Here is a 25,634-nt window from a genome sequence, read left to right as displayed (position 1 = left end):
CTAGTTTTCCGCTAATCACAATTCCAATCCTAAGGTAAAGGCTATTCTTCACTTCTAACCAATATCTTCTTAATCTTCCTTGTGAATTCCTTTCTTGGCATGAGGACGGTGTGGTCGCATCCTTCGCATTTGATGCGGATGTCCATTCCCATTCGTACTACCTTCCATCTGTTTGTCCCGCACGGGTGTGCTTTTTTCATCTCTACTACATCGTTCAAGCCAAATTCTTTATCTGTCATGTTTCTACACTCCCTATTTTTCTACTTGGAAGCATCCCCATCTTGCTTTGTTTCCCGGTTATAGAGGACCAGGCGCGGAAATGGGATTTCAATTCCTGCTTCATCAAGTCGATTTTTAACTTCCTTTCTGATTGAACGCCCAATATACCAGTGCTTCATTGGCACTGTTTCACATGTGATTCTGAGTACAACCTCGGAATTGCCTAACGTTTGGATACCAAGCAGCTCTGGTGGTTCTGTCATTTCCACATATCTTGCTGGCATTTCTGCAAGTAATTCTTTTATTACTCGCTCCGCTTCTTCTATTTTTCCTTCATATGCAATGCTAACATCGACCACGGCAACACTGTTATGAATGGAGAAATTCGTTAATTCTACAATACTGCCATTGGGCAATATATGCAATTCCCCTGTCCAACTTTTTATTTTTGTGGTCCGAAGTCCAATCTCTTCCACATACCCTTCAAATGTGCCGGTTCGGATATAATCTCCGACAGAAAATTGGTCTTCAAATATAATAAAAAAACCTGTAATAATATCTTTTACCAAATTTTGCGCTCCAAAGCCGACAGCAAGTCCAACTATTCCCGCTCCGGCTAAAAGAGCCCTAACATCAATATGAACAATTTCAAGAATCATAATGAAGGCGATAAAATAGACCACATAGGTTAACACATTTTGTAAAAGTTTGAGGAGGGTGTTCTCTCTTCGTTCCGATATCCGTATTGGCCCTTTTTCACGTAATTTCACAAAGTTTTGAATGATCTTTTTTCCTACCTTAATGATCATCGTTGCAACAAGGATAATTAAAATAATTTTTAGAAATCCCTCTCCGATAGAAATCCAGAGATCCTCATTTAGTAAGGAGTTTTTCATTTGTCCTAATACTCGGTTTGTCCATTCCATAATCGCTCTACCTCAATATCTATTTGTTTACATCTAGATTCCCCACAAATTGCTATTTTACTAAAACATACACAACGTTCACTTATGAGCTTTCACGGTTTTTAATTGGATAAAGCAGAATACAAACAAGCAGATAGAGATTGATTAAGCCAAATAGTGGGTAAAGTATTGCTACGAGGACGGAAAAGCCCACTGCAGTGAAGGGAACCATTAATAAAATGAATACGAAACACATGAGCCAAAGTGGAATTGGTACGACATTTCGAAATCTCGTAACTAATCCGAGCAACCCGGAGGCCGCCGTAGTATAAATGGCTACCCAGAGTAAGATGGTCATAAAGAACAACATATAAAAAGGATAACTCTGGATGATGGCAAAGAGCGGGATTTCAAATAGACCGAGCTTACTTTGTACCAGAATAAGAGTTTGATTGTAAAAAAGAGAGATGACTCCCAAAATGACCCCACTTCCTACACTTGCGATAATTATTTCCCCTTTACCTTTCACTTCTTTTCCGATTGCGGATAAAACAGCAACAAGTGGAAGAATATTTAATGCTGTAAAGGTAAATCCAGCGGGCCAATTACTTTGTTTAAGTACAGAAGTTGGGATAACATCCGGACTATTTAGTACCGCATCTATCAGCACATAGGCTAAGGTTAAAACAATTATTGGGATAATAACGACATTTACCGTTACCATTCCTTTAACGTCGTAAACAAATAACACAATTAATAAGAAGCTTATGATCGCAATCCCTCCCCAATAAGGGATAGAAAAGACCTGTAACGCCGCCCCACCACCTGCCAGCATCACAACTGTAGTAGTAAATAAGTAAACGACCATGACGATATTGTATAAATACGATGCCCTTGCCCCGACAAGTTTTCTTAATACGGGGGAGAAATGTTCCGTCTGCTCCTTGCTGCTGATTTGCAAGATGACATAGCAGGAAATGATAAAGAACAGGGTGAATAAAAGAATGGCAAGTCCGCTTTCCGAACCGAAAAATTGCCAGAGTTCCCTACCGGATGCATACCCTGCACCAATCACTGTACCCAATATTAAAAACATCCAGCGAAACCCGCTTTTCCACATACATGTAACCCCCTAAAATATCCGAAAATAAAAAAGTGGACGTATAGTTTCCAATCAATAGTCGTATACTGTTACTACTATTAAGAAGGAGTGGAACCTATGAATCTTAAATCTAATTTTTTTGAGAAGAAAGGAGGCAATATTCGTATTGCTCATGATGAAGTAAATGCTTTTAAGGAACTTGCACTTACTTTACAATCCAACCTTCCTCCAAGCCTGGTGTACCGCCCCATCGTCATTGTATGCATTGGCACAGACCGTTCAACCGGAGATTCCTTAGGACCACTAGTCGGTACTAAGCTCCATGACATAAAGCTTGACCATGTTCATGTATATGGCACATTAGATGATCCTATTCATGCCGTTAACCTAGAAGAAAAGCTTACTCAAATCCAAGAAAAGCATCTTACACCTTTTATCATTGCGATAGATGCCTGTCTTGGCAGGTTGAAGAGTGTCGGACAAATTACCGTAGCGGATGGTCCTGTGATGCCTGGGGCTGGAGTAAAAAAAGACTTGCCGCCAGTCGGGGATATTCATATTACAGGAATTGTTAATGTTAGTGGTTTTATGGAATTTTTCGTTTTACAGAATACGAGATTAAGTCTAGTCATGAAAATGGCGACCGTAATATCACAATCCATCCAAGAATTAGATGGGGTTATTGAACGTAAGAATTTCCTTGCATCTGCAGCGAGAGACTCTGATCCACCATTCATACAGAGCCAAGAATAGAAAAAAGGCCGACCCTCTATAAGTCGACCTTGTAAGAAAATATAGTTTATATGATAAAGAAGTATTGTATAAGCACAAGTGCAGCTGCTACTAAAATTCCTGGAAGCAGGTTGGCCACTCGAATAGCGGTTACACCTATGATATTCATTCCAATTGCCATAATCATGACTCCGCCAGTAGCGGTAATTTCAAATATGAGCAACTCCAGTAAATCCGGTGGGACAAACAGGTCAATTTGAGTAGCAAACAAAGCAATACTACCTTGATAAATCATGACAGGGATGGCAGAAAACAGTACCCCGATCCCTAAAGTCGTAGTCAGAACAATACTTGTGAATCCGTCAATGATAGATTTTGTGTACAGCACTTGATGATCGCCTCTAAGTCCACTATCCAAAGAGCCGACAACCGACATTGCTCCGATAACAAAGATAAGCGTTGCCGTTACAAATCCCTTTGATACGGAGCCCTGCTGTTTGGATCCCATCTTATGTTCCAGCCAATTGCCGACATTGTTCAACTTGCGGTCAAGATTAATCCACTCACCAACCACCGCACCTACCACCAGGCTGATAATGACAATGAGAAATTCATTACTTTTAAAACCCATTTGTGCTCCAAGTAAAAATACGGCAAGACCAATGATTTTCATTACCGTTTCTTTCGTGTTTTCCGGAATGCGGGTGAAGATTTTTCCTATTAAAGTACCGAGCACAATACATATACCATTTACAATGGTTCCTAATAAAACCACTTTAAAGCCCCATTTCTATTAAAATAACACCTATCCAAAAAAGCAAACCACTTTGAAGTGATCTGCTTTTTATTCTTCTGTCTGAGCTAACAACTCTAACAATCGATTCAGGTCATCATCAGAGAAGAATTCAATTTCAATTTTCCCCTTGTTTTTAGAACGTTTAATAAAGACAGACGTTCCAAAACGCTCTCGTAACACTGATTCATGATCCTTAAGAAAAATATCTTTCTCTTCTGTGTCTTTTTTTGTTTCACGTGGAACACTTTCATTCAACTGCTGAATCAACTGTTCTAACTGGCGCACATTTAAGTGTTCTTGCAGAACTTTATCAATGACCGCTTTTAATTTTTCTTTCCTTTTGAGGCCCAATAGGGCCCGGCCATGTCCCATGGAAAGTTTTCCATCATTCATCAGCTCTTGGACTGACTTTGGAAGAGATAATAGACGAATATGATTTGCTATATGTGGTCTACTTTTCCCAAGTCTGCTTGCTAACTGTTCTTGTGTCAATTCCAGCTTTACCATCAAAGATTGATAGGCTGCAGCCTCTTCAATAGGTGTAAGATCCTCACGTTGCAAATTCTCCAGAAGCGCAAGTTCCATCATTTGTTGTTCTGATAATGTGCGGACTACAACAGGAACTTTGGACAACTTTGCCTCTTTTGCTGCACGAAAACGGCGTTCCCCTACGACAATTTCGTACCCTTTAATGCTTTTACGAACAATAATTGGTTGAAGAATTCCATGTTGGAGGATGGATTCTTTTAATTCTTCAATTGCTTCAGGCTCAAAGTATTTACGCGGTTGGTAGGGGTTTGGTCGCACGTCTTTGATGCTTATTTCTTGAACGGCTTCTTCTTTGGAAGCTTCCATCGAAGGAAACAGTGCATTTATGCCTTTTCCTAATCCTTTACCCATGTGTCACCACTTCCTTTGCTAGATCTAAGTAAACTTCCGCTCCACGTGACTTTGGATCATAAATAATGATGGGTTCTCCATGGCTTGGCGCTTCACTCAAACGAACATTACGAGGAATAATGGTTCGGTACACTTTATCTTGGAAATACTTTTTCACTTCTTCAATCACTTGAATACCTAAATTTGTTCTGGCATCGAGCATTGTCAGCAAGACACCATCAATCATAAGTTCTTTATTTAAATGTTTCTGTACTAACCTTACCGTATTTAATAGCTGACTTAATCCTTCGAGTGCATAATATTCGCATTGAACCGGAATCACAACTGCATCAGAAGCTGTTAAAGCATTGATGGTTAACAAGCCCAAAGATGGGGGACAATCGATGATTATGTAGTCAAACAGGTGCTTCACATCATCTAATGCTCTTTTTAAACGTACTTCTCTAGAAATAGTAGGAACTAATTCAATTTCAGCACCTGCGAGTTGGATCGTTGCGGGGATGATGGAAAGGTTCTCTACCTTTGTTGATAGAATTGCCTTTTTCGCTTCCACATCTTCTACTAAAATATCATAAATACACTGATGGACTTCTGCTTTTTCTATTCCCACTCCACTAGTGGCGTTTCCTTGTGGGTCCACATCTACTAAAAGCACTCTTTTACCAATGTAGGCTAAACAAGCACCTAAGTTAACAGATGTAGTCGTTTTTCCAACTCCACCTTTTTGGTTAGCAATAGCAATAATTCTGCCCATGCTGTCACCTGCCTTCAGAAAAGAACATACTTTTTATTCGTTGGTTCTGGATAACACCGCTGTTGATTTCCGCACTGGGCTTCGCTTTCCTAGGGGCGGTGCTTGAGCCTCCTCCCAACGCTTCAGGGGTCTCAAGCTACCGCTATCTCCCTCAGGACAAGGAAGGCTTCGACAGCGATACATCGCACGAAGAAAATGCGTAGCATTTTCGAGGAGTCTTCGCCCAGTGCTCCAATCAACAGCTAGAGACTACTTTATTGTTGGTGATTCAATTAAACAGGACTTTTGTTTCTCATATATTTTATCATGAATTGACAGAAATTTAACTTGTTTTTGAGAATAATTATTAGGGGAGCAGGGGAGTGGAAAATTGTCGAAGAATGTTTCTCGGGAAATAATTGAATGTAAAGACAAGAAAAAGATGGCTTCGCTTATTACTTATCGTGTCGTAGCGCCTAGTGATATTACTAGATTGCTAGGTTTTTGATAATTAACGGCGAGGGCCATCCTGATAGAGGTATTATTTTTTCGGTATGCGGATTGTGAATTGGTAATATTCTTCGGTTTCTTCTTCTTGCGAATCCAGTTTAATGCCGCTGTCGTTTACCATCGTAAGGGACTGGCGGATTGTGTTCATCGCAATACGCATATCTTTACTAAAGGCTTTTCGCTTAGCCTTTGGTTTTGGATTAGCAGCTTCCAGCAGTTTTACTACGCGTTCTTCTGTTTGCTTTACATTTAATTGCTTTTCAAGAATTTCAGCAAGTACGGCCACTTGTTTTTCCGGTAGCTTTAACGGAATAAGGGCACGAGCATGACGCTCGGTTATTTTTTTCTGAAGCAGGGCATCTTGAATTTCAGAAGGTAACTTTAAAAGGCGCAGCTTATTTGCAACAGTGGATTGCCCTTTGCCTAAACGCTGGGCTAAAGCTTCTTGTGTCAAACTGTGCAATTCTAACAGCTTGGAATAAGCGATCGCTTCTTCAATGGCGGATAACTCTTCACGTTGAAGGTTTTCAATAAGGGCTACAGAAGCTGTTTCTGCATCGTTAAATTCTTTCACAATTGCAGGTATGGTCTCCCAACCTAGCTTCTGAACCGCTCTCCAACGGCGTTCTCCAGCAATTATTTCATATTTACCCTCATCAAATTGTCGGACGACAATAGGCTGAATGATTCCATGTGTCCGAATGGTAAGAGATAACTCTTCTATTCTTTCATCTACAAAAACAGTACGTGGTTGGTATCTATTCGGAACAATGTCCTTTACAGCTACCTGCATAATTTTTTCATGATCAGTCTTTTCTACTATTTCCTGTTCTTCTTTTTCGCCAATTCCAAAAAAACGAGAGAACGGAGACTTCATAGTTCCACCACCTTATGGATAGAATCCCTATTAACGTAATTCGCTTTTCACGCTAATAAGTCCTGTTTTTCCGATCAAAATGTTTCACATGAAACGAGGTTTACTATGCACTATAACAGTTTATTCTAACGGTTGTTTATTAGGTGTACCTGGTTTACGTGGGTACTTCTTAGGTGTTGATTTAATCTTATTGATGATCAGGATATTTCTTTCACTTTCTTCTAACGGCAAAGAGAAAGAATGCACTTTTTCTAGCTTTCCACCTAATATTTGCAGGGCTTTTTTTCCTTTTTCAAGCTCCTCGCTTGCAGCCGCAGCTTTCATCGGCACAAACATACCGCCTTCTTTAACCAATGGCAGACAAAGTTCACTTAACACAGATAAACGTGCTACAGCTCTTGCTGTAACCAGGTCAAATTTCTCGCGGTAGTCAGCATTTTTCCCGAACGTTTCTGCCCTGTCATGTACAAAATGAACATTCTTCAAACCTAGTTCACTTGCAAGGTTTTGCAAAAAGGTTATTCGCTTATTAAGCGAGTCCACGATGGTAACTTTAATATTTGGAAAACATATTTTCAAAGGAATGCTTGGGAAACCGGCACCTGCTCCCACATCACATAGAGATAATTCTTTATTTAGATCGACATAGAACGATGCGGTAATGGAATCATAGAAATGTTTAAGATAAACCTCTTCTTCATCCGTGATGGCAGTAAGATTCATCTTTTCATTCCATTCCACCAGCAGCTTGTAATATGTATCAAATTGAGAAAGCTGTTGAGGAGAAAGGGAGATCCCCTTCTCCTCCAACAAGGAAATGAATTGTTCTTTATTCATGTGTTCGTATCCTTTCTATCGTTGGATTTACTCGTTGGATACTTTAGCGATACGACCTTGTTCCAAATAAACAAGCAAGATGGAAACGTCCGCTGGGTTTACCCCTGAAATTCTGGAAGCCTGTGCAACGGATAAAGGACGCACTTCTTTTAGCTTCTGCCTTGCTTCGTTCGCAAGTCCGTGAATGTCATCATAATCGATGTTTTCTGGTATTTTCTTATTTTCCATTTTCTTCAGGCGGTCCACTTGTTGAAGGGATTTTTGAATATATCCTTCGTATTTCACCTGGATTTCCACCTGTTCTGCTACATCAGGAGTTATTTCCTTGTCTGCAGGCACCATCTGATGAATATGATCATAGGTCATTTCAGGACGCTTCAGAAGATCAGCTGCCCTGATGCCATCTTTCAGCTCACTTCCGCCAGCTTCTCTGATGATGGTCTGAACCTGTTCATTCGGTTTAATAATAATGGATTGCAGGCGTTCTTTTTCTGCCTCGATTTCTTGTTTTTTCAAATCAAACTTTGCATATCGAGCCGGGGAAATAAGTCCTATTTTATGGCCGATTTCCGTTAATCGCAGGTCTGCATTGTCATGGCGCAAGAGCAGGCGGTATTCCGCACGGGAAGTAAGCAATCGGTATGGTTCATTCGTTCCTTTTGTCACCAGGTCATCAATTAATACCCCGATATAAGCATCAGAACGGCTTAAGATAAGATCTTCCTCTCCAAGAGCACGTCTTCCGGCATTAATACCTGCCATAATCCCTTGCCCGGCCGCTTCCTCATACCCCGAGGTCCCGTTGATTTGCCCTGCTGTGTAAAGGTTTTGTATTCTTTTTGTTTCAAGTGTCGGCCATAATTGCGTTGGGACGATGGCATCATATTCAATAGCGTACCCCGCTCGCATCATGCGGACATTTTCCAGACCAGGAATAGTAGAAAGAATCTTACGTTGCACATCTTCCGGAAGACTTGTGGAAAGACCCTGCACATAAACTTCTTGCGTATTTCTTCCTTCTGGTTCTAAGAAAATTTGGTGTCTAGGCTTGTCATTGAAACGTACCACTTTATCCTCAATAGATGGGCAATACCTTGGCCCGGTCCCTTTGATCATCCCAGAGTACATCGGAGAACGGTGAAGGTTGTCATCAATTAGTTGGTGTGTTTCGGCACTGGTATACGTTAACCAGCAAGGTAGCTGGTCGGTAATGTATTCCGTTGTTTCATAAGAAAACGCGCGCGGCACCTCATCACCTGGCTGAATTTCCGTCTTGCTGTAGTCAATAGAAGCGCTGTTTACACGAGGAGGGGTTCCTGTTTTAAAACGCACCAAATCAAACCCTAATTCCTCTAAATGCTTTGAAAGCGTAATAGAAGGTTGTTGGTTATTTGGACCGCTTAAATATTGAAGTTCTCCCAGAATAATTTTTCCTCTCAGGAATGTTCCTGTCGTAATAACGACTGTCTTGGACTCATAGATGGCACCTGTTTGAGTAATTACACCTTTACATACTCCGTCCTCGACGATTAACTTTTCTACCATTCCTTGTAGCAAGGTGATATTTTCTTCGTTTTCAATAGTTTTTTTCATTTCATGCTGGTAAAGGAACTTATCAGCCTGTGCACGCAATGCGCGTACCGCAGGACCTTTACCCGTATTTAACATACGCATTTGAATATGCGTCTTATCGATATTTCTTCCCATTTCTCCACCAAGCGCATCAATTTCACGCACGACGATTCCTTTAGCAGGACCGCCGACTGATGGGTTACATGGCATAAAAGCAACCATATCCAGGTTGATGGTCACCATTAACGTTTTCGCTCCCTGACGAGCTGCTGCCAATCCTGCTTCAACACCAGCATGACCGGCTCCAATTACAATTACATCATAGGAACCTGCATGATATTCCATGTTTGTTCCCTCCTATTCTAGGCTCTTTTCACAAAAACTTACGATAGGAGCCACTATTTCCCTAAACAAAATTGTGAAAACAATTGATCAATCAGGCTTTCATGTACCGCATCGCCGATAATTTCACCAAGTATTTCCCACGTTCTGGTTAAATCTATTTGAACAATGTCTATCGGCACACCACTTTCCATTCCAACTATCGCATCTTCTAATGCTTGTTGGGCTTGAGTGATTAGACCTATATGACGAGAGTTTGAGACATATGTCATATCACCAGCTTCTAAGTCCCCTTGGAAGAACATGGATGAAATGGCCTCTTCTAGTTCGTCTATTCCTTGTTCCTCTTTTAAAGAGGTAGAAATGACGGTGTGTTTTTCAGCAAGTTCTCTCACTTGCTCTATATCAATTTTTGTCGGCAGGTCGGTTTTATTTACAATAACAATGACATCCATGCCTTTTACGGCTTCAAACAACTGCTTGTCCTCATTTGTGAAATCATCGTTGTTATTTAAAACAAGCAAAATCAGATCTGCTTTTTTTAATACTTCTCTTGATCTTTCCACACCAATACGTTCTACTATATCTTCTGTTTCCCGAATCCCGGCAGTATCCACTAGACGTAACGGTACACCACGGACACTTACATATTCCTCAATGACATCACGTGTGGTCCCTGGAATATCAGTTACAATCGCCTTATTTTCATGTACAAGGCTATTTAGCAAAGAGGACTTCCCAACATTTGGTCGTCCGATAATAACAGTAGAAAGACCTTCTCTTAGTATCTTACCCTGTTGAGATGTTTGTAACAGCTTTTCCAATTCTTCTTTTACATATGTCGACTTTTCAAGCAATACTTGATGGGTCATTTCTTCGACATCATCATATTCAGGATAGTCGATATTTACTTCGACATGCGCCAATGTTTCTAAAATTTCTTGACGAAGTTTTTGGATCAGTTTGGATAATCGACCTTCCATCTGACCTAGCGCCACATTCATCGCACGATCTGTTTTGGCACGGATTAAATCCATCACTGCTTCAGCCTGCGAAAGATCAATACGCCCGTTTAAAAAGGCACGCTTGGTGAATTCTCCAGGTTCTGCAAGCCTCGCTCCTCTGCTTAATACAAGTTGAAGGAGTTTATTAACGGATACAAGCCCGCCATGGCAGTTGATTTCCACCACATCTTCCCTTGTAAAAGTTTTAGGTCCACGCATAACTGACACCATTACTTCTTCTATTGTCTTTTCCGTTTTTGGATCTACGATGTGTCCGTAGTGAATGGTATGAGAGGCAACGTCATTCATTTTCTTGGACGATGGGGTGACAAAAATTTCATCAATAATTCGGAACGCTTCATCACCGCTCAGGCGGATAATGGCAATAGCCCCTTCCCCCATTGGAGTCGAAATAGCTGCTATCGTGTCAAACTCATACATATCATTCACCTCATTTCTTTTTCTTTTTATTACTTCTATATCAATGTAAAATAGTTCGTCCTTTAACTTACTAAGGTTAGCATAATTTTTGTGTCTTTTAAAGTATTCCTCTTCGACAGTTATCCACAAAAATTTCCCAAGAGCTTCGTTTGTCATCAATTATTTTAACTTATCCACATGTGAATAACAATAAACAAATCTCGCACAGTTGCTTCATCAGTTTTGCCGAAGTTTGTATTAGCTAAAACCTCTTCGAAAATTTAAGAATTCGCTTTTCTTTTTAGTCGTTCCTTTCCACTGCAGACACTCGCTTTCCGCGGGGTGCCGGGAGCGTGCTCGGCTAAGCCGAAGCCACTGAAAAAATCTTTGATTTTATAAATTGGTTAAACTCCGCTGTTGATTTCCGCAAATGACCTCGCTTCACCTATGGGGTCTTCCATGTCCCTTCCTCCCGTAGGAGTCGAATGTATTCCGCTCCAATCCACTTGTCTCAATATATTTATAAATAAAAAACGGCTGGCCCTTGATATCGGGCCAGCCGTTTTTTATTTGGATTATCTTCTTGCGACTTTGTTCTTTTTTGCTGTGATGACAAGGGAGCGGTTCGGTTCTTTTCCTACGGAGTAGGTTTCTACTTCTGGGTAGGAAGAAATGATCGAGTGCATCACTTTGCGTTCAAAAGAAGGCATTGGCTCAAGATGTACATCCTGTTTTGTTTTCATTGCTTTTTGCGCAAGCCGTTCTGCAAGCTGCTCGAGGGTTTCACGGCGTTTCTCCCGGTATCCTTCTGCGTCAATGACGACATTTAAATACTGATTGGAAAAGCGGTTTGCGACAATTTGTGTTAAATATTGAAGGGAATTAAGGGTTTGTCCCCTTTTTCCGATTATTAGTGCGGTTTTCTCGCCACTGATGCTGATGAAGATATTTCTACTTTCCACTTTTACATCGAGTTCTGCGACAATGTTCATTTCAGTAAGAACTTTTTTCAAGAAATTCGTTGATTCTTCGATGGGGTCTTGCTTCAATTTGACGGTTACAACACTAGGTTTAGAGCCAAACAATCCGAAGAGACCTTTCTTGCCTTCGTCAACGATTGTAATTTCTGCACGGTCTTTTGATGTGTTTAGTTGAGCTAAAGCAGATTGGACAGCTTCCTCGACTGTTGGACCAGTTGCAGTTATTTCTTTCACTTTTTTGTTCCTCCTGCAGTTCCAGTAGCTGCTTCTTTTGCTTTTCTCAGCTCCGGTCCTTTAATAAAGTAAGTTTGAACAATCATAAAGATGTTACCCACTACCCAGTATAGGGAAAGTGCCGCAGGGAAATTGATTGCAAAAACAACGATCATGATTGGCATGATCCAAAGCATCATTACCATCTGCGGGTTGTTATCCATACCTGCCATCATGATTTTTTGCTGAATGAATGTCGTGATTCCAGCAACAACAGGCAGGATAAAGAATGGATCCGGATCTCCCAAGTCAAACCATAAGAAATTATGGTTTGCAATTTCCGTCGTACGAGTAATCGCATGGAAAAATCCAATAAGGATCGGCATTTGAACCAATAAAGGAAAACATCCAGCAAGCGGGTTTACACCATGTTTTTGGAAAAGACCCATTGTCTCTTGCTGTAATTTCTGTTGTGTTTTTTGATCTTTGGAACTATATTTTTCACGAAGTGCTTTCATTTCCGGTTGTAATGCTTGCATCGCTTTTGCATTCTTTGTTTGTTTAATCATTAACGGTAAGATAGCAAATCGGATTAATAACGTTACAATAATAATAGATAGACCGTAGTCATTATTCATTAGTTCTGCAAAATACGTAATCAACCAAGATAATGGATAAACCACAAATTCATTCCAAAAGCCTTCGCTTTCATTGGTGATTGGCTGGTTGATTTCTGTACAACCTGATAGTAAGACTACAAGTCCGATAAGGGCCGTTAGTAGCCATATTCGATTTTTCAACCTCTTTTTCCTCCTTTTTACACAAAAAAAATGATTCCTTTTACATCCTATCATTTTTATCTGACAAATTGAATATATGTCACACTTCCAACACATTTTTTCAAGCTCAAATCAACACCGCTTTTGATTTCCGCAAACCGCTCCGCTTTCCGTGGGGCGACCTTGAGCCTCCTCACTTCGTTGCGGGGTCTCAACAATGTCGCTACTCCCCCACAGGAGTCTTCGCCTTTTGCTCCAATCAAAAGCTATAAACTAAATAGAATTTTTATAGTTCTCTTATAGTTTATTTTTTAGCTGATAGTGTCGGGAGTTTTCTTATTACGTGTTGTAGGCTTTTCTTTACTTCTTCAAATGACATGTCCGCAGCTGGTTTCCTGGCGATCACGACAATGTCAACGCCACCAGGTAGCTGTTCGTTCATTTCGTGAATGGCTTGTCTGACTAGCCGCTTTATTCGATTCCTTGTTACAGCGTTTCCAATTTTCTTGCTGACAGATAAACCAATCCGAAATACAGGCTGATCCTCTTTTTGCACAGCATAAATAACAAATTGCCGATTAGCCATCGACTTTCCTTTTTGGAACACATGTTGGAACTCTTTATTTTTTTTAATTCTTTGTTCTTTCCTCAATGTGTCTCCTCCTGCCTTACACAAATCCTCTAATTCGGTTCCATTTCCACATTCTTTCTAAAATCTCATGAAAAAATAACCGGAATATGCCCGAAATAGTAAAAAAGACCACTGACAGTCAGTGGCCTTATGCTGATAATACTTTTCTTCCTTTGCGACGACGACGTGCAAGAACTTTACGTCCATTTGCAGAACTCATACGCTCACGGAAACCGTGTACTTTACTACGTTTACGATTATTTGGTTGAAACGTTCTTTTCATTACTATGACACCTCCCTGAGGATACTTCAAAATCTAAGTGGAAAAACACCTCTATATGATCGATAGACATTTATAAGCCGTTTTTCAACACTACTGGAAAGTCTTGCTTTCCTATAATATAAAATTTCTTTACAGACAGTCTTACTAATTATAGAGAATATACCATCGGAATGTCAACTTCCCAAATGTAAGTATAAATTCCCCAGCCCCACAAAGCAACCCTTTCTTTTTATATAGTAAAAACTAACAAGAGATCCTTCGCTCACTTCTACATTAAAAATTGTATTTAACTGTTAACCTCCGTTCCAGGCGCTTCGCTTTCTGGGGCAGTCCGGGAGCCTCCTTACTGTGTTGGAAGCCACTGAAAAAGACCTTGATTTTAAAATTTTACTAAACACCGCTGTGGATTTCCGCAAATGGCTTCGCTTTCCTAGGGGCGCTGCTGGAGCCTCCTCGGCTTCGCCTGCGGGGTCTCCACCTAGCGCTATCTCCTTCAGGAGTCTTCGCCTTTTGCTCCAATCCACAGCTAGGAATCGTAAAAAACATTACGTCATCAGTTTTTCAGTGGCTTCCTTTGTTGCTGGGTCTGACCTGTCCCTTCTCCGCAGGAGTCTTCGCGCCTTTCACTTAGGTTAACTTAGTTTTTACATTTTTCTTTTATACGTTCAACCTTTTTTAACCTGTGAATAACTTTTTTCGCTATTTTTCGTCATCCACAACACTTATCGACAAGGTTTACACAGTATATTGTGTTGTGGAAAACTTTTCTCCACAATTTGTGGTAGTTGTGGATAATTACAAAAAGCAATTGCAACATAAGGTTTTTTTTGATATTATTATTGTGTTTTCACTCTTAATAAATGATTAACAGAAAATAGTTTTCCACAGATTGTGGATAAAGTGTGGATAGTTATTCAAGGGTGTGTGTAAGTAATTGTCCACAGGTGCGGTTTTTTGTCGAAAACTACTTTTCTACTATATAATATCTTTTTCACAGTATACGAATGAATAAACATACAACGGGTGTTTTTCTAGCAGAGTGTTTGTTGAACAAAACTTGTACAGATAAGCACCTTTTTCTATTGTAAAAAGGTTGCCAGACATAAACGAAAGGGGGATTCATGATGAAAAATATTTCTGATCTATGGGTCAAAGCACTAAATCAGATAGAGAAAAAAATAAGTAAGCCAAGCTTTGAAACATGGTTGAAGAGTACAAAAGCTCATTCTTTGCAAGGAGATAATCTCGTCATCACTGCGCCAAATGAATTTGCACGTGACTGGCTAGAGTCCAGGTATTCCGGTCTTATTGGAGAAACCATCTCTGATATCACAGGAGAAGAATTATCTATTAAATTTATTATTCCTCAAAACCAAGCAGATGAAGAGATCGAAATAAAAACTCCTCCTGCAAAAATGAAAAAAAATGATGATATGATCGAAATTCCTCAAAATATGCTGAATCCGAAGTACACATTCGACACATTTGTCATCGGTTCTGGAAACAGGTTTGCTCACGCTGCTTCTTTGGCAGTTGCTGAAGCTCCAGCCAAAGCCTATAATCCTCTATTTATTTACGGGGGAGTAGGACTAGGAAAAACCCACTTAATGCATGCCATCGGCCATTATGTTATTGAGCATAATCCTGCTGCAAAAGTGGTCTATTTATCATCTGAAAAATTCACCAATGAATTCATTAATTCTATTCGTGACAACAAAGCTGTCGATTTCCGCAATAAATATCGAAATGTCGATGTGTTGCTTATTGATGATATTCAATTCCTTGCCGGAAAAGAACAAACTCAAGAGGAATTTTTCCATACGTTCAATACACTGCATGAAGAAAGCAAACAGATTGTCATCTCTAGTGACAGGCCTCCAAAAGAGATTCCGACCTTGGAAGACCGCCTGAGATCCCGTTTTGAGTGGGGCTTGATTACAGATATCACACCACCAGATTTAGAAACCCGTATCGCAATCTTGCGTAAGAAAGCAAAAGCAGAGGGGCTAGATATTCCAAATGAAGTGATGCTCTACATTGCCAATCAAATTGATTCAAATATCCGTGAACTTGAGGGGGCACTTATTCGAGTTGTTGCCTATTCTTCTCTAATTAATAAGGATATCAATGCTGACTTGGCAGCAGAGGCACTTAAAGATATCATTCCAAGCTCTAAGCCTAGAGTAGTGACGATTCATGACATTCAACGGACCGTTGGAGAAGAATACAGTGTCAAATTAGAGGATTTTAAAGCAAAAAAGCGAACGAAATCAGTTGCTTTCCCTCGACAAATTGCTATGTACCTATCAAGGGAGCTCACAGATTATTCATTGCCGAAAATTGGAGAGGAATTCGGAGGACGAGATCATACGACCGTTATTCATGCTCATGAAAAGATCTCTAATCTTGTAAAAACAGATACAACATTACAAAAACAAATTCAATCGATTGCCGATTCTCTAAAAAGTTAAATAGAACAATAGTGGAAACTGTGTATAAGTGGCACTTAGTTAAACACAGGTTATTCACATGTGGATATCTACTCTTTGTAGTCGAAATGTGAGTTATCCACATAATCACAGCCCCTACTATTACTTCTACTAGTTTTTTATTAATAAAATATATAAATAGACCTGCCCATTAAGGAGGATTACGATGAAATTTATTATCCAACGCGACAAGTTAGTTCAAAGCGTTCAAGATGTACTAAAAGCAGTTTCTTCCCGGACAACCATTCCTATTTTGACTGGAATAAAGATTGTCGCTACAGAAGAAGGCGTTACCCTTACTGGAAGTGATTCTGATATTTCCATTGAATCCTTCATTCCTTGTGAAGAAGATGGATCGGAAAATGTCGAAGTGAGAACAGCTGGTAGTGTTGTACTGCAAGCCCGATTCTTTAGTGAAATTATTAAAAAACTTCCAATGGATACAGTTGAAATCGAGGTTCAAAACCAATATGTCACAACCATTCGTTCTGGAAAATCGGAATTTAACCTAAATGGACAAGATGCTGCTGAGTATCCTCATTTGCCACAAGTAGAGGAACAAAACGTATTCCGTGTTCCAACTGATCTATTAAAAAACATTATTCGACAAACTGTCTTTGCAGTGTCCACCTCAGAAACACGACCTATCTTGACAGGTGTAAACTGGAAGCTTGAAAACCATGAACTTACCTGTATTGCAACAGATAGTCATCGCTTGGCTTTACGCAAAGCAAAGGTAGAAGCGGAAAATGAGATTACGTGCAATGTAGTCATTCCTGGAAAAAGTTTAAATGAATTAAATAAAATTTTAGATGATACAAACGAGTTGCTTGATATCGTCATGACGGAAAACCAAGTACTTTTTAAAGCAAAAAATATTCTTTTCTTCTCCCGTTTGCTTGATGGAAACTATCCGGATACTTCCCGACTAATTCCTGCTGAAAGTAAAACGGATATCACGGTAACAACGAAAGAATTCCTACAAGCGATTGATCGTGCGAGCTTACTTGCAAGAGAAGGACGAAACAATGTAGTAAAGCTTGCTACTTTAGAGTCTGATACATTGGAAGTTTCCTCTAATTCTCCAGAAGTCGGAAAAGTAGTGGAACAAGTCCAAAGCAATTCCATTGATGGTGAAGAACTGAAAATTTCTTTTAGCGCAAAATATATGATGGATGCTTTAAAGGCGCTTGAAGGAAACGAGATATTAATAAATTTCACCGGTGCGATGAGGCCGTTTGTCATCAAAACATTACATGATGATTCCATGCTTCAACTTATCCTGCCAGTCAGAACTTATTAATAAATATTGAATCAGAAAGCTGCTAGTGACCATTCCTAGTGGCTTTCTTTTCTATATGGAGAAGTTCTAGTACAATAGGAAGTAGACAATAAGGGAATAGTAAAAGAAATACTTATCCCTAAAAAGAAAGTGAGCGCGAACTAATGACAGAAATTCAGATTTCTACAGAAATGATTACACTAGGACAATTCTTAAAGTTGGCCGACGTCATTCAATCAGGCGGAATGGCAAAATGGTTTCTTTCAGAATACGAAGTGAAAGTGAACGGAGAGCTTGAAGACAGAAGAGGAAGAAAATTGAAAGTACGAGATGTAATTGAAATAGATGGTCATGGAAAATATGTCGTTGTTTCCTGATGAGTTGGTGATACGGATTGTATATTGAAGAATTGACGTTAAGACACTATCGCAATTATGAAAGCTTGCATGCCGTCTTTGAAAATGGTGTGAATGTCATATTAGGAGAGAACGCACAAGGAAAGACCAATGTGATGGAATCTATCTATGTATTGGCAATGGCAAAATCACACAGGACGTCCAATGATAAAGATCTTATCAGATGGGACGAAGAGTATGGTAAAATAGAAGGCAGGATACATAAACGGAATGGAGAGTTGCCGCTGCAACTAGTCATTAGTAAAAAAGGGAAGAAAGCAAAGATTAATCATATTGAACAAACAAAATTAAGTCAGTATATCGGAAATATGAATATCGTCATGTTTGCACCTGAGGATCTAACCCTTGTAAAAGGTAGTCCTCAGGTAAGACGCCGTTTCATAGATATGGAACTTGGTCAAGTATCACCACGGTATATGCATGACCTGTCGAGGTATCAAAAAGTACTTCAGCAGCGCAATCATTACTTGAAACAGTTACAGACGAGAAAGCAAAAAGACGAAACCATGCTGTTTGTATTAACAGAGCAGCTAATTGAAATGGCTGCGAGCGTGACGGAAAAGAGGCAGGAATTCGTTCAATTGCTGCAAAGCTGGGCTCAGCCAATTCATAAAAGCATCAGCCGTGATTTGGAAGAATTGACTATTATCTACAAACCATCCATTGATTATGTATCAGAAACAACAAACTTGTCGAAAATGATAGAAGCATATAACGAAAAGTTTGATAAAATAAAAGATAGAGAAATTGAAAGAGGCGTAACACTATTTGGTCCGCACCGTGATGACCTGCTCTTTCAAGTGAACGGAAAAGATGTCCAGACATTTGGATCACAAGGACAACAGCGCACGACAGCTCTGTCGCTGAAGCTTGCAGAAATAGATCTGATTCACTCGGTAGTAGGGGAATATCCCATACTGCTCCTTGATGACGTATTATCTGAATTAGATGATTATAGACAATCCCATCTCTTAAACACCATTCAGGGAAAGGTTCAAACTTTCGTGACAACAACGAGCGTGGATGGAATCGACCATCAAACCCTGAGACAAGCGGCTACATATGAGGTGGTCTCCGGTACGATCAAGAAACGAAATTGAGGTGAAGGCTCATGTATTTGCATATTGGAGAAGAAGTAATGGTGCGCGCTTCTAAAATTATTGCTATTTTAGATCGCAGGCTCCTGCAATCCGACTGGAAGAGTACGCTTCCGGAAGTAGCAGATAAATCCATTAAAAATATCAGTAAACATGACATCAAATCAATCGTGATTACCGAGGAGCACATATACCTTTCTCCTTTAGCCTCAACAACCTTGAAAAAAAGAATGGATACCTCGATGGAGGAGTTCCTTTATTAGAGTAATTCTGTTATAGATGCGTTTGTTGCCCTAAAAGACAACCAGTCTATTGTGTAGAAATAAAAAGTGAAGGTGATAGATATGACGATGGACCAAAAAGAATTGCAAGAAAACAGCTATGATGAAAGTAATATACAGGTACTTGAAGGCCTTGAAGCCGTTCGAAAGAGACCAGGTATGTACATCGGTTCTACCAGTGCCAAAGGTCTGCATCACTTGGTGTGGGAGATTGTCGATAACAGTATCGATGAAGCGTTGGCAGGGTATTGCTCTGAGATCAATGTGATCGTCGAAAAAGACAACAGCATCACCGTAAAAGATAACGGCCGTGGTATTCCAGTCGGAATTCATGAAAAGATGGGGCGTCCGGCAGTAGAAGTAATTATGACCGTACTTCACGCAGGTGGAAAATTCGGCGGTGGCGGCTATAAAGTATCCGGGGGTCTGCACGGGGTTGGTGCATCCGTAGTTAATGCCCTTTCCTCTGAGCTTAAGATATATGTCCATCGCGATGGCAACATCCATTACCAGCAATACAATAAAGGTGTACCGAATGAGGACCTTAAGATAATTGGTGAAACGGACATCACAGGGACAATCATTCATTTTGTTCCTGACGAAGAAATTTTTACAGAAACAAAAGAATATGACTACGATACGCTGGCACACCGTCTTCGTGAGCTTGCGTTCTTAAATAAAGGAATACGAATAACGATTGAAGATAAGCGTGAAGAAACGCCGAAAAAGAATGAATACCACTATGACGGCGGTATTGCTTCTTATGTAGAGCATTTGAACCGTACAAAAGAAGTTATTCATGAGGAAGTTGTGTTTGTAGAGGGAGAAAAGGACGGTATCTCCATCGAAGTGGCACTGCAGTATAATGACAGTTACACAAGCAATTTGTACTCTTTTGCCAACAACATCAATACCTATGAAGGTGGAACCCATGAATCTGGCTTTAAGACGGCATTGACGAGAGTAATCAATGACTATGCCCGCAAGAACAATATTTTCAAAGATGCAGACAGCAATCTAACTGGGGAAGATGTTCGAGAAGGCTTGACGGCCATCGTTTCGATCAAACACCCAGATCCTCAGTTTGAAGGCCAGACAAAAACGAAATTAGGAAACAGTGAAGCAAGAACAGTTACTGACTCTGTTTTTACGGAAAAATTTGAAGGCTTCCTGCTTGAAAACCCTTCTGCAGCCAGAAAAATTGTAGAAAAAGGTTTAATGGCTTCCCGAGCAAGAATGGCAGCCAAGAAAGCAAGAGAACTCACCAGAAGAAAGAGTGCATTGGAAATCTCCAGCCTTCCTGGAAAATTGGCAGATTGCTCCTCTAAAGATCCGTCGATCAGCGAATTATATGTGGTAGAGGGAGATTCTGCGGGAGGATCAGCGAAACAAGGGCGTGATCGCCACTTTCAAGCGATTTTGCCTTTACGTGGAAAGATTATCAATGTAGAAAAAGCACGGTTAGATAAAATCTTATCCAACAACGAGGTACGTGCCATTATTACAGCGCTAGGTACTGGAATCGGCGAAGACTTCGACATTTCGCGTGCACGTTACCATAAAATTGTGATCATGACAGATGCAGATGTCGACGGTGCCCATATCCGTACTCTTTTACTGACATTCTTCTACCGTTACATGCGCCAAATCATTGAACATGGATACATCTACATTGCCCAGCCGCCTCTTTACAAGATTCAACAGGGTAAAAAGATTGAGTATGCGTACAATGAACGTCAGCTTGAGGAAGTTCTTGCGACCATGTCCGATCAACCAAAAGCCGGCATCCAGCGCTATAAAGGATTAGGAGAGATGAACCCAGAGCAACTTTGGGAAACAACAATGGATCCTATGACTAGAACGTTGTTACAGGTAAGCCTGCAAGACGCAATCGAAGCGGATGAAACATTTGAAATTCTAATGGGCGATAAAGTAGAACCGAGAAGAAACTTTATCCAAGACAATGCCCGTTATGTTAAAAATCTGGATATCTAATTTCAGAATCCCATAAAAAAGTGGGGTAGGACTATGCCGGGCCACTGAAAAATGAAAACTAAAGTTCCTATGGTTTCTAGCTGGTGATAGGAGCATATGGCGAAGACTCCAGCGGGGGAATAGCGGCAATGTTGAGACCCCGCAGGGCAAAGCCCGAAGAGGCTCAAGGCCGCCCCGCGGAAACCGAAGCCATTTGCGAAATCAACAGCGGTTGTTAACAAACACCAGAATTTAGTGATAATTCAGTGGCGACGTGTCATGCTATCCTGTCTTTTACATAGAGAAGAGCGAAAGCGAATGTGGTCTTGAACTCACATTTCGCAAGGAGGTTCGTTATTATGTCTGAGAGGTCCTCAGTTAAAGAAATAAATATCAGTCAGGAAATGAGAACATCATTCCTGGACTATGCCATGAGTGTTATCGTATCCCGTGCCCTGCCAGATGTAAGGGACGGATTGAAACCTGTACACAGACGTATCTTGTACGCCATGAATGATTTAGGAATGACAGCTGATAAAGCTTATAAAAAGTCTGCGCGTATCGTAGGGGAAGTAATCGGGAAGTACCATCCACATGGTGATTCTGCGGTTTACGACACAATGGTCCGTATGGCGCAAGACTTTAACTTCCGTTATATGCTGATCGATGGTCACGGAAACTTTGGATCTGTCGATGGTGACGCAGCAGCTGCCATGCGTTATACCGAAGCAAGAATGTCGAAGATTTCCATGGAGATACTTCGCGATATCAATAAAGACACGATTGACTATCAGGATAACTACGATGGTTCCGAAAGAGAGCCCGTTGTATTGCCTGCACGTTTTCCAAACTTGCTTGTAAACGGTGCTTCTGGAATCGCCGTAGGGATGGCAACCAATATCCCACCTCATCAGTTAGGTGAAATCATTGATGGAGTGCTTGCCGTAAGTAAGGACCCTGACATTACCATTCCTGAATTGATGGAAATCATTCCGGGGCCAGACTTTCCGACAGCGGGCCAAATCTTAGGCAGAAGCGGTATCAGAAGAGCCTATGAAACGGGTCGTGGATCCATTACTGTGCGTGCTAAAGTGGAAATTGAAACAAAACCAAATGGCAGAGAAGTCATCCTTGTCCATGAACTGCCTTATCAGGTTAATAAAGCAAAGCTGATTGAAAAAATTGCGGACCTTGTTCGCGATAAGAAAATAGAAGGCATCTCTGACTTGCGTGATGAATCAGACCGTAACGGTATGCGTATCGTTATGGAAGTTAAAAAAGATGCGAATGCTAATGTCCTTTTAAATAACTTATATAAACAGACCTCTCTTCAAACAAGTTTTGGTATCAACCTGCTTGCATTAGTAAACGGTGAACCGAAAGTATTGAACTTGAAACAGTGCCTATATCACTACCTAGAACATCAAAAAGTAGTAATCAAGCGTCGTACAGCATTTGAACTTCGTAAAGCCGAAGCAAGAGCACACATCTTAGAAGGTCTGCGTATAGCATTAGATCATTTAGATGCAGTTATCACCTTGATTCGCAGTTCCCAAACGGCAGATATAGCCCGTGAAGGGTTAATGACAGAATTCTCTCTATCTGAGAAACAAGCACAAGCCATTCTAGACATGCGTCTACAACGTCTAACAGGCTTAGAGCGCGAAAAGATTGAAGAAGAGTATCAAGGACTTATGCAGCTTATTGCTGAATTAAAAGCAATCCTTGCAGATGAAGAAAAAGTACTTGAGATTATCCGTGAAGAACTTACAGAAGTAAAAGAACGTTTCAACGATACTCGACGTACGGAAATCATGGTTGGTGGTTTTGAAAATATAGAAGATGAGGACTTAATTCCTCGTCAAAATGTCGTGATTACCCTTACACATAATGGCTATATTAAACGTCTGCCTCTTTCCACATACCGTAGCCAGCGTAGAGGAGGCCGTGGAATTCAAGGGATGGGAACCAACGAGAATGATTTTGTTGAACATCTATTGACCACTTCCACTCACGATACCCTTCTTTTCTTTACTAACAAAGGGAAAGTGTACCGTGCAAAAGGGTATGAAATTCCAGAATTCAGCCGAACAGCAAAAGGAATTCCAATTATTAACTTGCTTGAGGTGGAAAAAGGAGAATGGGTCAACGCCATTATCCCAGTGGAAGACTTTGTGGATGACTGGTATCTATTCTTTACAACCAAGCATGGAATATCCAAGCGTTCCCCATTATCTCAATTCGCCAATATTCGTAAGGGCGGCCTCATTGCCCTTGGATTAAGAGAAAGTGATGAATTAATCTCTGTAAAATTAACAGATGGCACAAAAGAAATGATCATTGGAACGAAAAACGGTATGCTTATTCGCTTCCATGAAACAGACGTGCGCTCCATGGGCAGAACGGCTACAGGAGTAAAAGGAATCTCCATTGCTGAAAATGATGAAGTAGTAGGGATGGAACTGCTTGATGAAGGCTTAGATGTGTTAGTTGTAACCAAAAATGGTTATGGAAAACGAACTCCGGCGGAAGAATACCGTGTTCAAAGCCGTGGAGGAAAAGGGATAAAAACATGTAATATCACCGAACGTAACGGTGAGCTGGTATCTGTTAAAACCGTAACCACGGAGGAAGACTTGATGTTAATCACAGCAAGTGGCGTCCTAATCCGTATGTCAGTCGATGGAATCTCACAAATGGGCCGAAACACCCAAGGAGTGAAACTCATTCGTCTAGCAGAGAACGAATTTGTGACAACAGTCGCAAGGGTGGACAAAGAAGATGAGCCAGAAGATGGTACGGAAGATACAGAAATGGAAGAAGGAGTTTCCGCAGAAGAGGTCGAAGAATAAGAAGAGTAAATGATCAACTCTAAGAGAGGAGCACTTTTATGTGTTCCTCTTTGTTTATAAGGAGAGAGCGTTCATGTTAGTGAAAACCGAACAGCTAGTGGAAGGGTGTATTCTGGCACAAGAGATAAAGGCACTCACATCAAAACCGATTATGCCAAAGAGAACCGTTCTGACAAATCAACACATCGAAATATTAGAATCTTTTTTGGTAGAAAAAGTAGAAATAGAAGCTTTCCTTTCAAACGGACAACCCTTCAACCCTCAATTGTTAACCATGCTTGAAGATAAACCAAAAGAGGATTCCTTTTTACAGATGTACTTAAAAGCAACGCAATCTTACAAAAAAATGTACGAGGCATGGGGCTCAGGTGCCCCGATTGATTATAGTGCCGTTCGCAAGACAATTATCCCTTTAATAGAAAAATCCCTTCAATATCAAGAAGAAGTTTTTGCAGTCTACCATTACACAAACGAAGAAGACTATATCTATCATCATTCTGTAGCAGTAGCGATTATTGCTTCTGCAATTGCTAAATCTCTTGGCTATAAAAAGAAAGATATTATTCAAGTCGGCATAGCTGGCTTCTTAATGGATTGCGGCATGTCCCGTATCGATCAGAAAATATTAAAAAATGTTGCGGCCCTGAGAAAAGAGGAATTTGCGCAAATAAAAGAACACCCTATCTTCAGCTATCAAATGGTAAGCAAACAACCAGTGATTCAGGATGAAATAAAACTTGCTGTATTGCAGCATCATGAACGCTACGATAAAACCGGCTATCCTTTTGGACTATCAGAAGACAAAATACACACCTATACAAAAATACTTGCAGTCGCAGATGTGTTTCATGCGATGACGTCCCCCAGGAAGTACCGCAGCAAACAATCGCCATTTAAAGTCATAGAACAACTGAAACATGAAACCTTTGGGAAATATGATCTTTCTATCGTTCAAGCTCTCACGTCAAATGTTTGCAGTTTCAGCATAGGTGACAAGATAAAGCTTTCTAATAATAAAATCGCAGAGATAGCCTTTATCGATCCACAATATCCGTCTAGGCCGATGGTGAGAGAAATTGACTCCAATCAATTCCTCACATTAAATCAAGAATTAGATATTCATATAGAAGAAGTTTTAAAATAACTCTTTATATAAATCCTGTAGAAAAAACGGAGGGAATCTATCAGGTTTCCTTCGTTTTTTCTGTTGCATAAAAGAAAATAAAAATATATTAAAAAAGTAATTGCATCCCTAATCGACCCATGCTATAATCAATCAAGTCAGCAACGACAACGAGTTGCATCTTACATAACTATCGAAAAAAGATAATAAAAAGATGTTGACTTAAAATGAAATAAATGATATATTAATGAAGTCGCTTTTGAAAGGCGGCAACACAAAAGAGTT

General features: G+C 40.3%; 23 protein-coding genes. 9 read left to right on the top strand and 14 right to left on the bottom strand.

From position 1 onward, the window contains the following. Positions 1-41: 41 nt before the first annotated feature. From AAV98_RS11130 to AAV98_RS11120, 3 genes are all read right to left on the bottom strand, one after another. Complete coding sequence (locus AAV98_RS11130) at positions 42-239, bottom strand: DUF951 domain-containing protein (protein WP_060665641.1); 198 nt, start codon at positions 237-239, stop codon at positions 42-44. A gap of 21 nt (positions 240-260) precedes the next feature. After that, on the bottom strand, positions 261-1,145 hold the full coding sequence (locus AAV98_RS11125; RefSeq protein ID WP_060665640.1) for a mechanosensitive ion channel family protein: 885 nt from the start codon (positions 1,143-1,145) through the stop codon (positions 261-263). An 82-nt stretch (positions 1,146-1,227) separates the two neighbouring features. Next, a complete protein-coding gene (locus tag AAV98_RS11120) occupies positions 1,228-2,244 on the bottom strand; it encodes a YkvI family membrane protein (protein ID WP_060665639.1) in 1,017 nt (338 codons plus the stop codon). Between the two features lie 99 nt (positions 2,245-2,343). Here AAV98_RS11120 and yyaC point away from each other — a divergent pair, with 99 nt between their 5' ends. After that, positions 2,344-2,979 carry a spore protease YyaC gene (yyaC, locus tag AAV98_RS11115; protein WP_060665638.1) on the top strand — a complete coding sequence of 212 codons (636 nt, stop codon included), beginning with the start codon at positions 2,344-2,346 and terminating at the stop codon, positions 2,977-2,979. A gap of 46 nt (positions 2,980-3,025) precedes the next feature. Here yyaC and AAV98_RS11110 read toward each other — a convergent pair whose 3' ends face one another. The 11 genes from AAV98_RS11110 to rpmH all read right to left on the bottom strand — a co-directional run bounded on the left by AAV98_RS11110 (position 3,026) and on the right by rpmH (position 13,835). Further along, entirely contained in the window at positions 3,026-3,733 is a 708-nt protein-coding gene (locus AAV98_RS11110; RefSeq protein ID WP_060665637.1) for a DUF554 domain-containing protein, read from the bottom strand. 69 nt (positions 3,734-3,802) lie between these two features. Then, complete coding sequence (locus AAV98_RS11105) at positions 3,803-4,654, bottom strand: ParB/RepB/Spo0J family partition protein (RefSeq protein WP_060665636.1); 852 nt, start codon at positions 4,652-4,654, stop codon at positions 3,803-3,805. Continuing rightward, on the bottom strand, positions 4,647-5,408 hold the full coding sequence (locus AAV98_RS11100) for a ParA family protein (RefSeq protein WP_060665635.1): 762 nt from the start codon (positions 5,406-5,408) through the stop codon (positions 4,647-4,649). Before AAV98_RS11100 ends, AAV98_RS11105 begins: the two co-directional genes overlap by 8 nt. A 520-nt stretch (positions 5,409-5,928) precedes the next feature. Then, a complete protein-coding gene (gene noc / locus AAV98_RS11095) occupies positions 5,929-6,774 on the bottom strand; it encodes a nucleoid occlusion protein (protein ID WP_060665634.1) in 846 nt (281 codons plus the stop codon). 120 nt (positions 6,775-6,894) lie between these two features. Further along, positions 6,895-7,611: a 16S rRNA (guanine(527)-N(7))-methyltransferase RsmG gene (gene rsmG, locus AAV98_RS11090; RefSeq protein WP_060665633.1), complete on the bottom strand. Its 717-nt coding sequence runs from the start codon at positions 7,609-7,611 to the stop codon at positions 6,895-6,897. A 27-nt stretch (positions 7,612-7,638) separates the two neighbouring features. Then, entirely contained in the window at positions 7,639-9,528 is a 1,890-nt protein-coding gene (gene mnmG, locus AAV98_RS11085) for a tRNA uridine-5-carboxymethylaminomethyl(34) synthesis enzyme MnmG (RefSeq protein ID WP_060665632.1), read from the bottom strand. A gap of 53 nt (positions 9,529-9,581) precedes the next feature. Continuing rightward, entirely contained in the window at positions 9,582-10,970 is a 1,389-nt protein-coding gene (mnmE, locus tag AAV98_RS11080) for a tRNA uridine-5-carboxymethylaminomethyl(34) synthesis GTPase MnmE (RefSeq protein ID WP_060665781.1), read from the bottom strand. Positions 10,971-11,524: 554 nt separating this feature from the next. Further along, entirely contained in the window at positions 11,525-12,163 is a 639-nt protein-coding gene (gene jag, locus AAV98_RS11075) for an RNA-binding cell elongation regulator Jag/EloR (protein WP_060665631.1), read from the bottom strand. Continuing rightward, entirely contained in the window at positions 12,160-12,942 is a 783-nt protein-coding gene (spoIIIJ, locus tag AAV98_RS11070; RefSeq protein WP_156317743.1) for a YidC family membrane integrase SpoIIIJ, read from the bottom strand. The genes jag and spoIIIJ overlap by 4 nt, the downstream gene beginning before the upstream one ends. 283 nt (positions 12,943-13,225) lie before the next feature. Further along, positions 13,226-13,573 (bottom strand): ribonuclease P protein component, encoded by a 348-nt coding sequence (rnpA, locus tag AAV98_RS11065; protein WP_060665629.1) that lies wholly within the window; start codon positions 13,571-13,573, stop codon positions 13,226-13,228. Positions 13,574-13,700: 127 nt separating this feature from the next. Continuing rightward, the gene (rpmH, locus tag AAV98_RS11060) at positions 13,701-13,835 is read right to left on the bottom strand and encodes a 50S ribosomal protein L34 (protein WP_010197888.1); all 135 of its coding nucleotides are present in this window, start codon (positions 13,833-13,835) and stop codon (positions 13,701-13,703) included. Positions 13,836-14,959: 1,124 nt separating this feature from the next. On the opposite strand from rpmH, the gene dnaA reads away from it, so the two are divergent. The 8 genes from dnaA to AAV98_RS11020 all read left to right on the top strand — a co-directional run bounded on the left by dnaA (position 14,960) and on the right by AAV98_RS11020 (position 25,370). After that, positions 14,960-16,306: a chromosomal replication initiator protein DnaA gene (gene dnaA, locus AAV98_RS11055; RefSeq protein ID WP_060665628.1), complete on the top strand. Its 1,347-nt coding sequence runs from the start codon at positions 14,960-14,962 to the stop codon at positions 16,304-16,306. Between the two features lie 184 nt (positions 16,307-16,490). After that, positions 16,491-17,627 (top strand): DNA polymerase III subunit beta, encoded by a 1,137-nt coding sequence (dnaN, locus tag AAV98_RS11050; RefSeq protein WP_060665627.1) that lies wholly within the window; start codon positions 16,491-16,493, stop codon positions 17,625-17,627. A 143-nt stretch (positions 17,628-17,770) separates the two neighbouring features. Beyond that, positions 17,771-17,983: a S4 domain-containing protein YaaA gene (yaaA, locus tag AAV98_RS11045; RefSeq protein WP_060665626.1), complete on the top strand. Its 213-nt coding sequence runs from the start codon at positions 17,771-17,773 to the stop codon at positions 17,981-17,983. 17 nt (positions 17,984-18,000) lie between these two features. Beyond that, entirely contained in the window at positions 18,001-19,122 is a 1,122-nt protein-coding gene (gene recF / locus AAV98_RS11040) for a DNA replication/repair protein RecF (protein WP_060665625.1), read from the top strand. A gap of 11 nt (positions 19,123-19,133) precedes the next feature. Further along, entirely contained in the window at positions 19,134-19,382 is a 249-nt protein-coding gene (gene remB, locus AAV98_RS11035) for an extracellular matrix regulator RemB (RefSeq protein ID WP_060665624.1), read from the top strand. A gap of 87 nt (positions 19,383-19,469) precedes the next feature. Then, entirely contained in the window at positions 19,470-21,395 is a 1,926-nt protein-coding gene (gene gyrB, locus AAV98_RS11030) for a DNA topoisomerase (ATP-hydrolyzing) subunit B (protein ID WP_060665780.1), read from the top strand. A gap of 338 nt (positions 21,396-21,733) precedes the next feature. Continuing rightward, a complete protein-coding gene (gene gyrA / locus AAV98_RS11025) occupies positions 21,734-24,226 on the top strand; it encodes a DNA gyrase subunit A (RefSeq protein WP_060665623.1) in 2,493 nt (830 codons plus the stop codon). A gap of 73 nt (positions 24,227-24,299) precedes the next feature. Beyond that, a complete protein-coding gene (locus AAV98_RS11020; RefSeq protein ID WP_060665622.1) occupies positions 24,300-25,370 on the top strand; it encodes an HD-GYP domain-containing protein in 1,071 nt (356 codons plus the stop codon). Positions 25,371-25,634 lie beyond the last annotated feature (264 nt).

This window comes from Bacillus sp. CHD6a (assembly GCF_001293645.1).
In the GTDB taxonomy this organism is placed as follows: Bacteria; Bacillota; Bacilli; order Bacillales; family Bacillaceae_I; genus Sutcliffiella_A.
The sequence above is the reverse complement of the archived record's forward strand: the minus strand, read 5'-3'. Positions and strand labels throughout refer to the sequence as shown.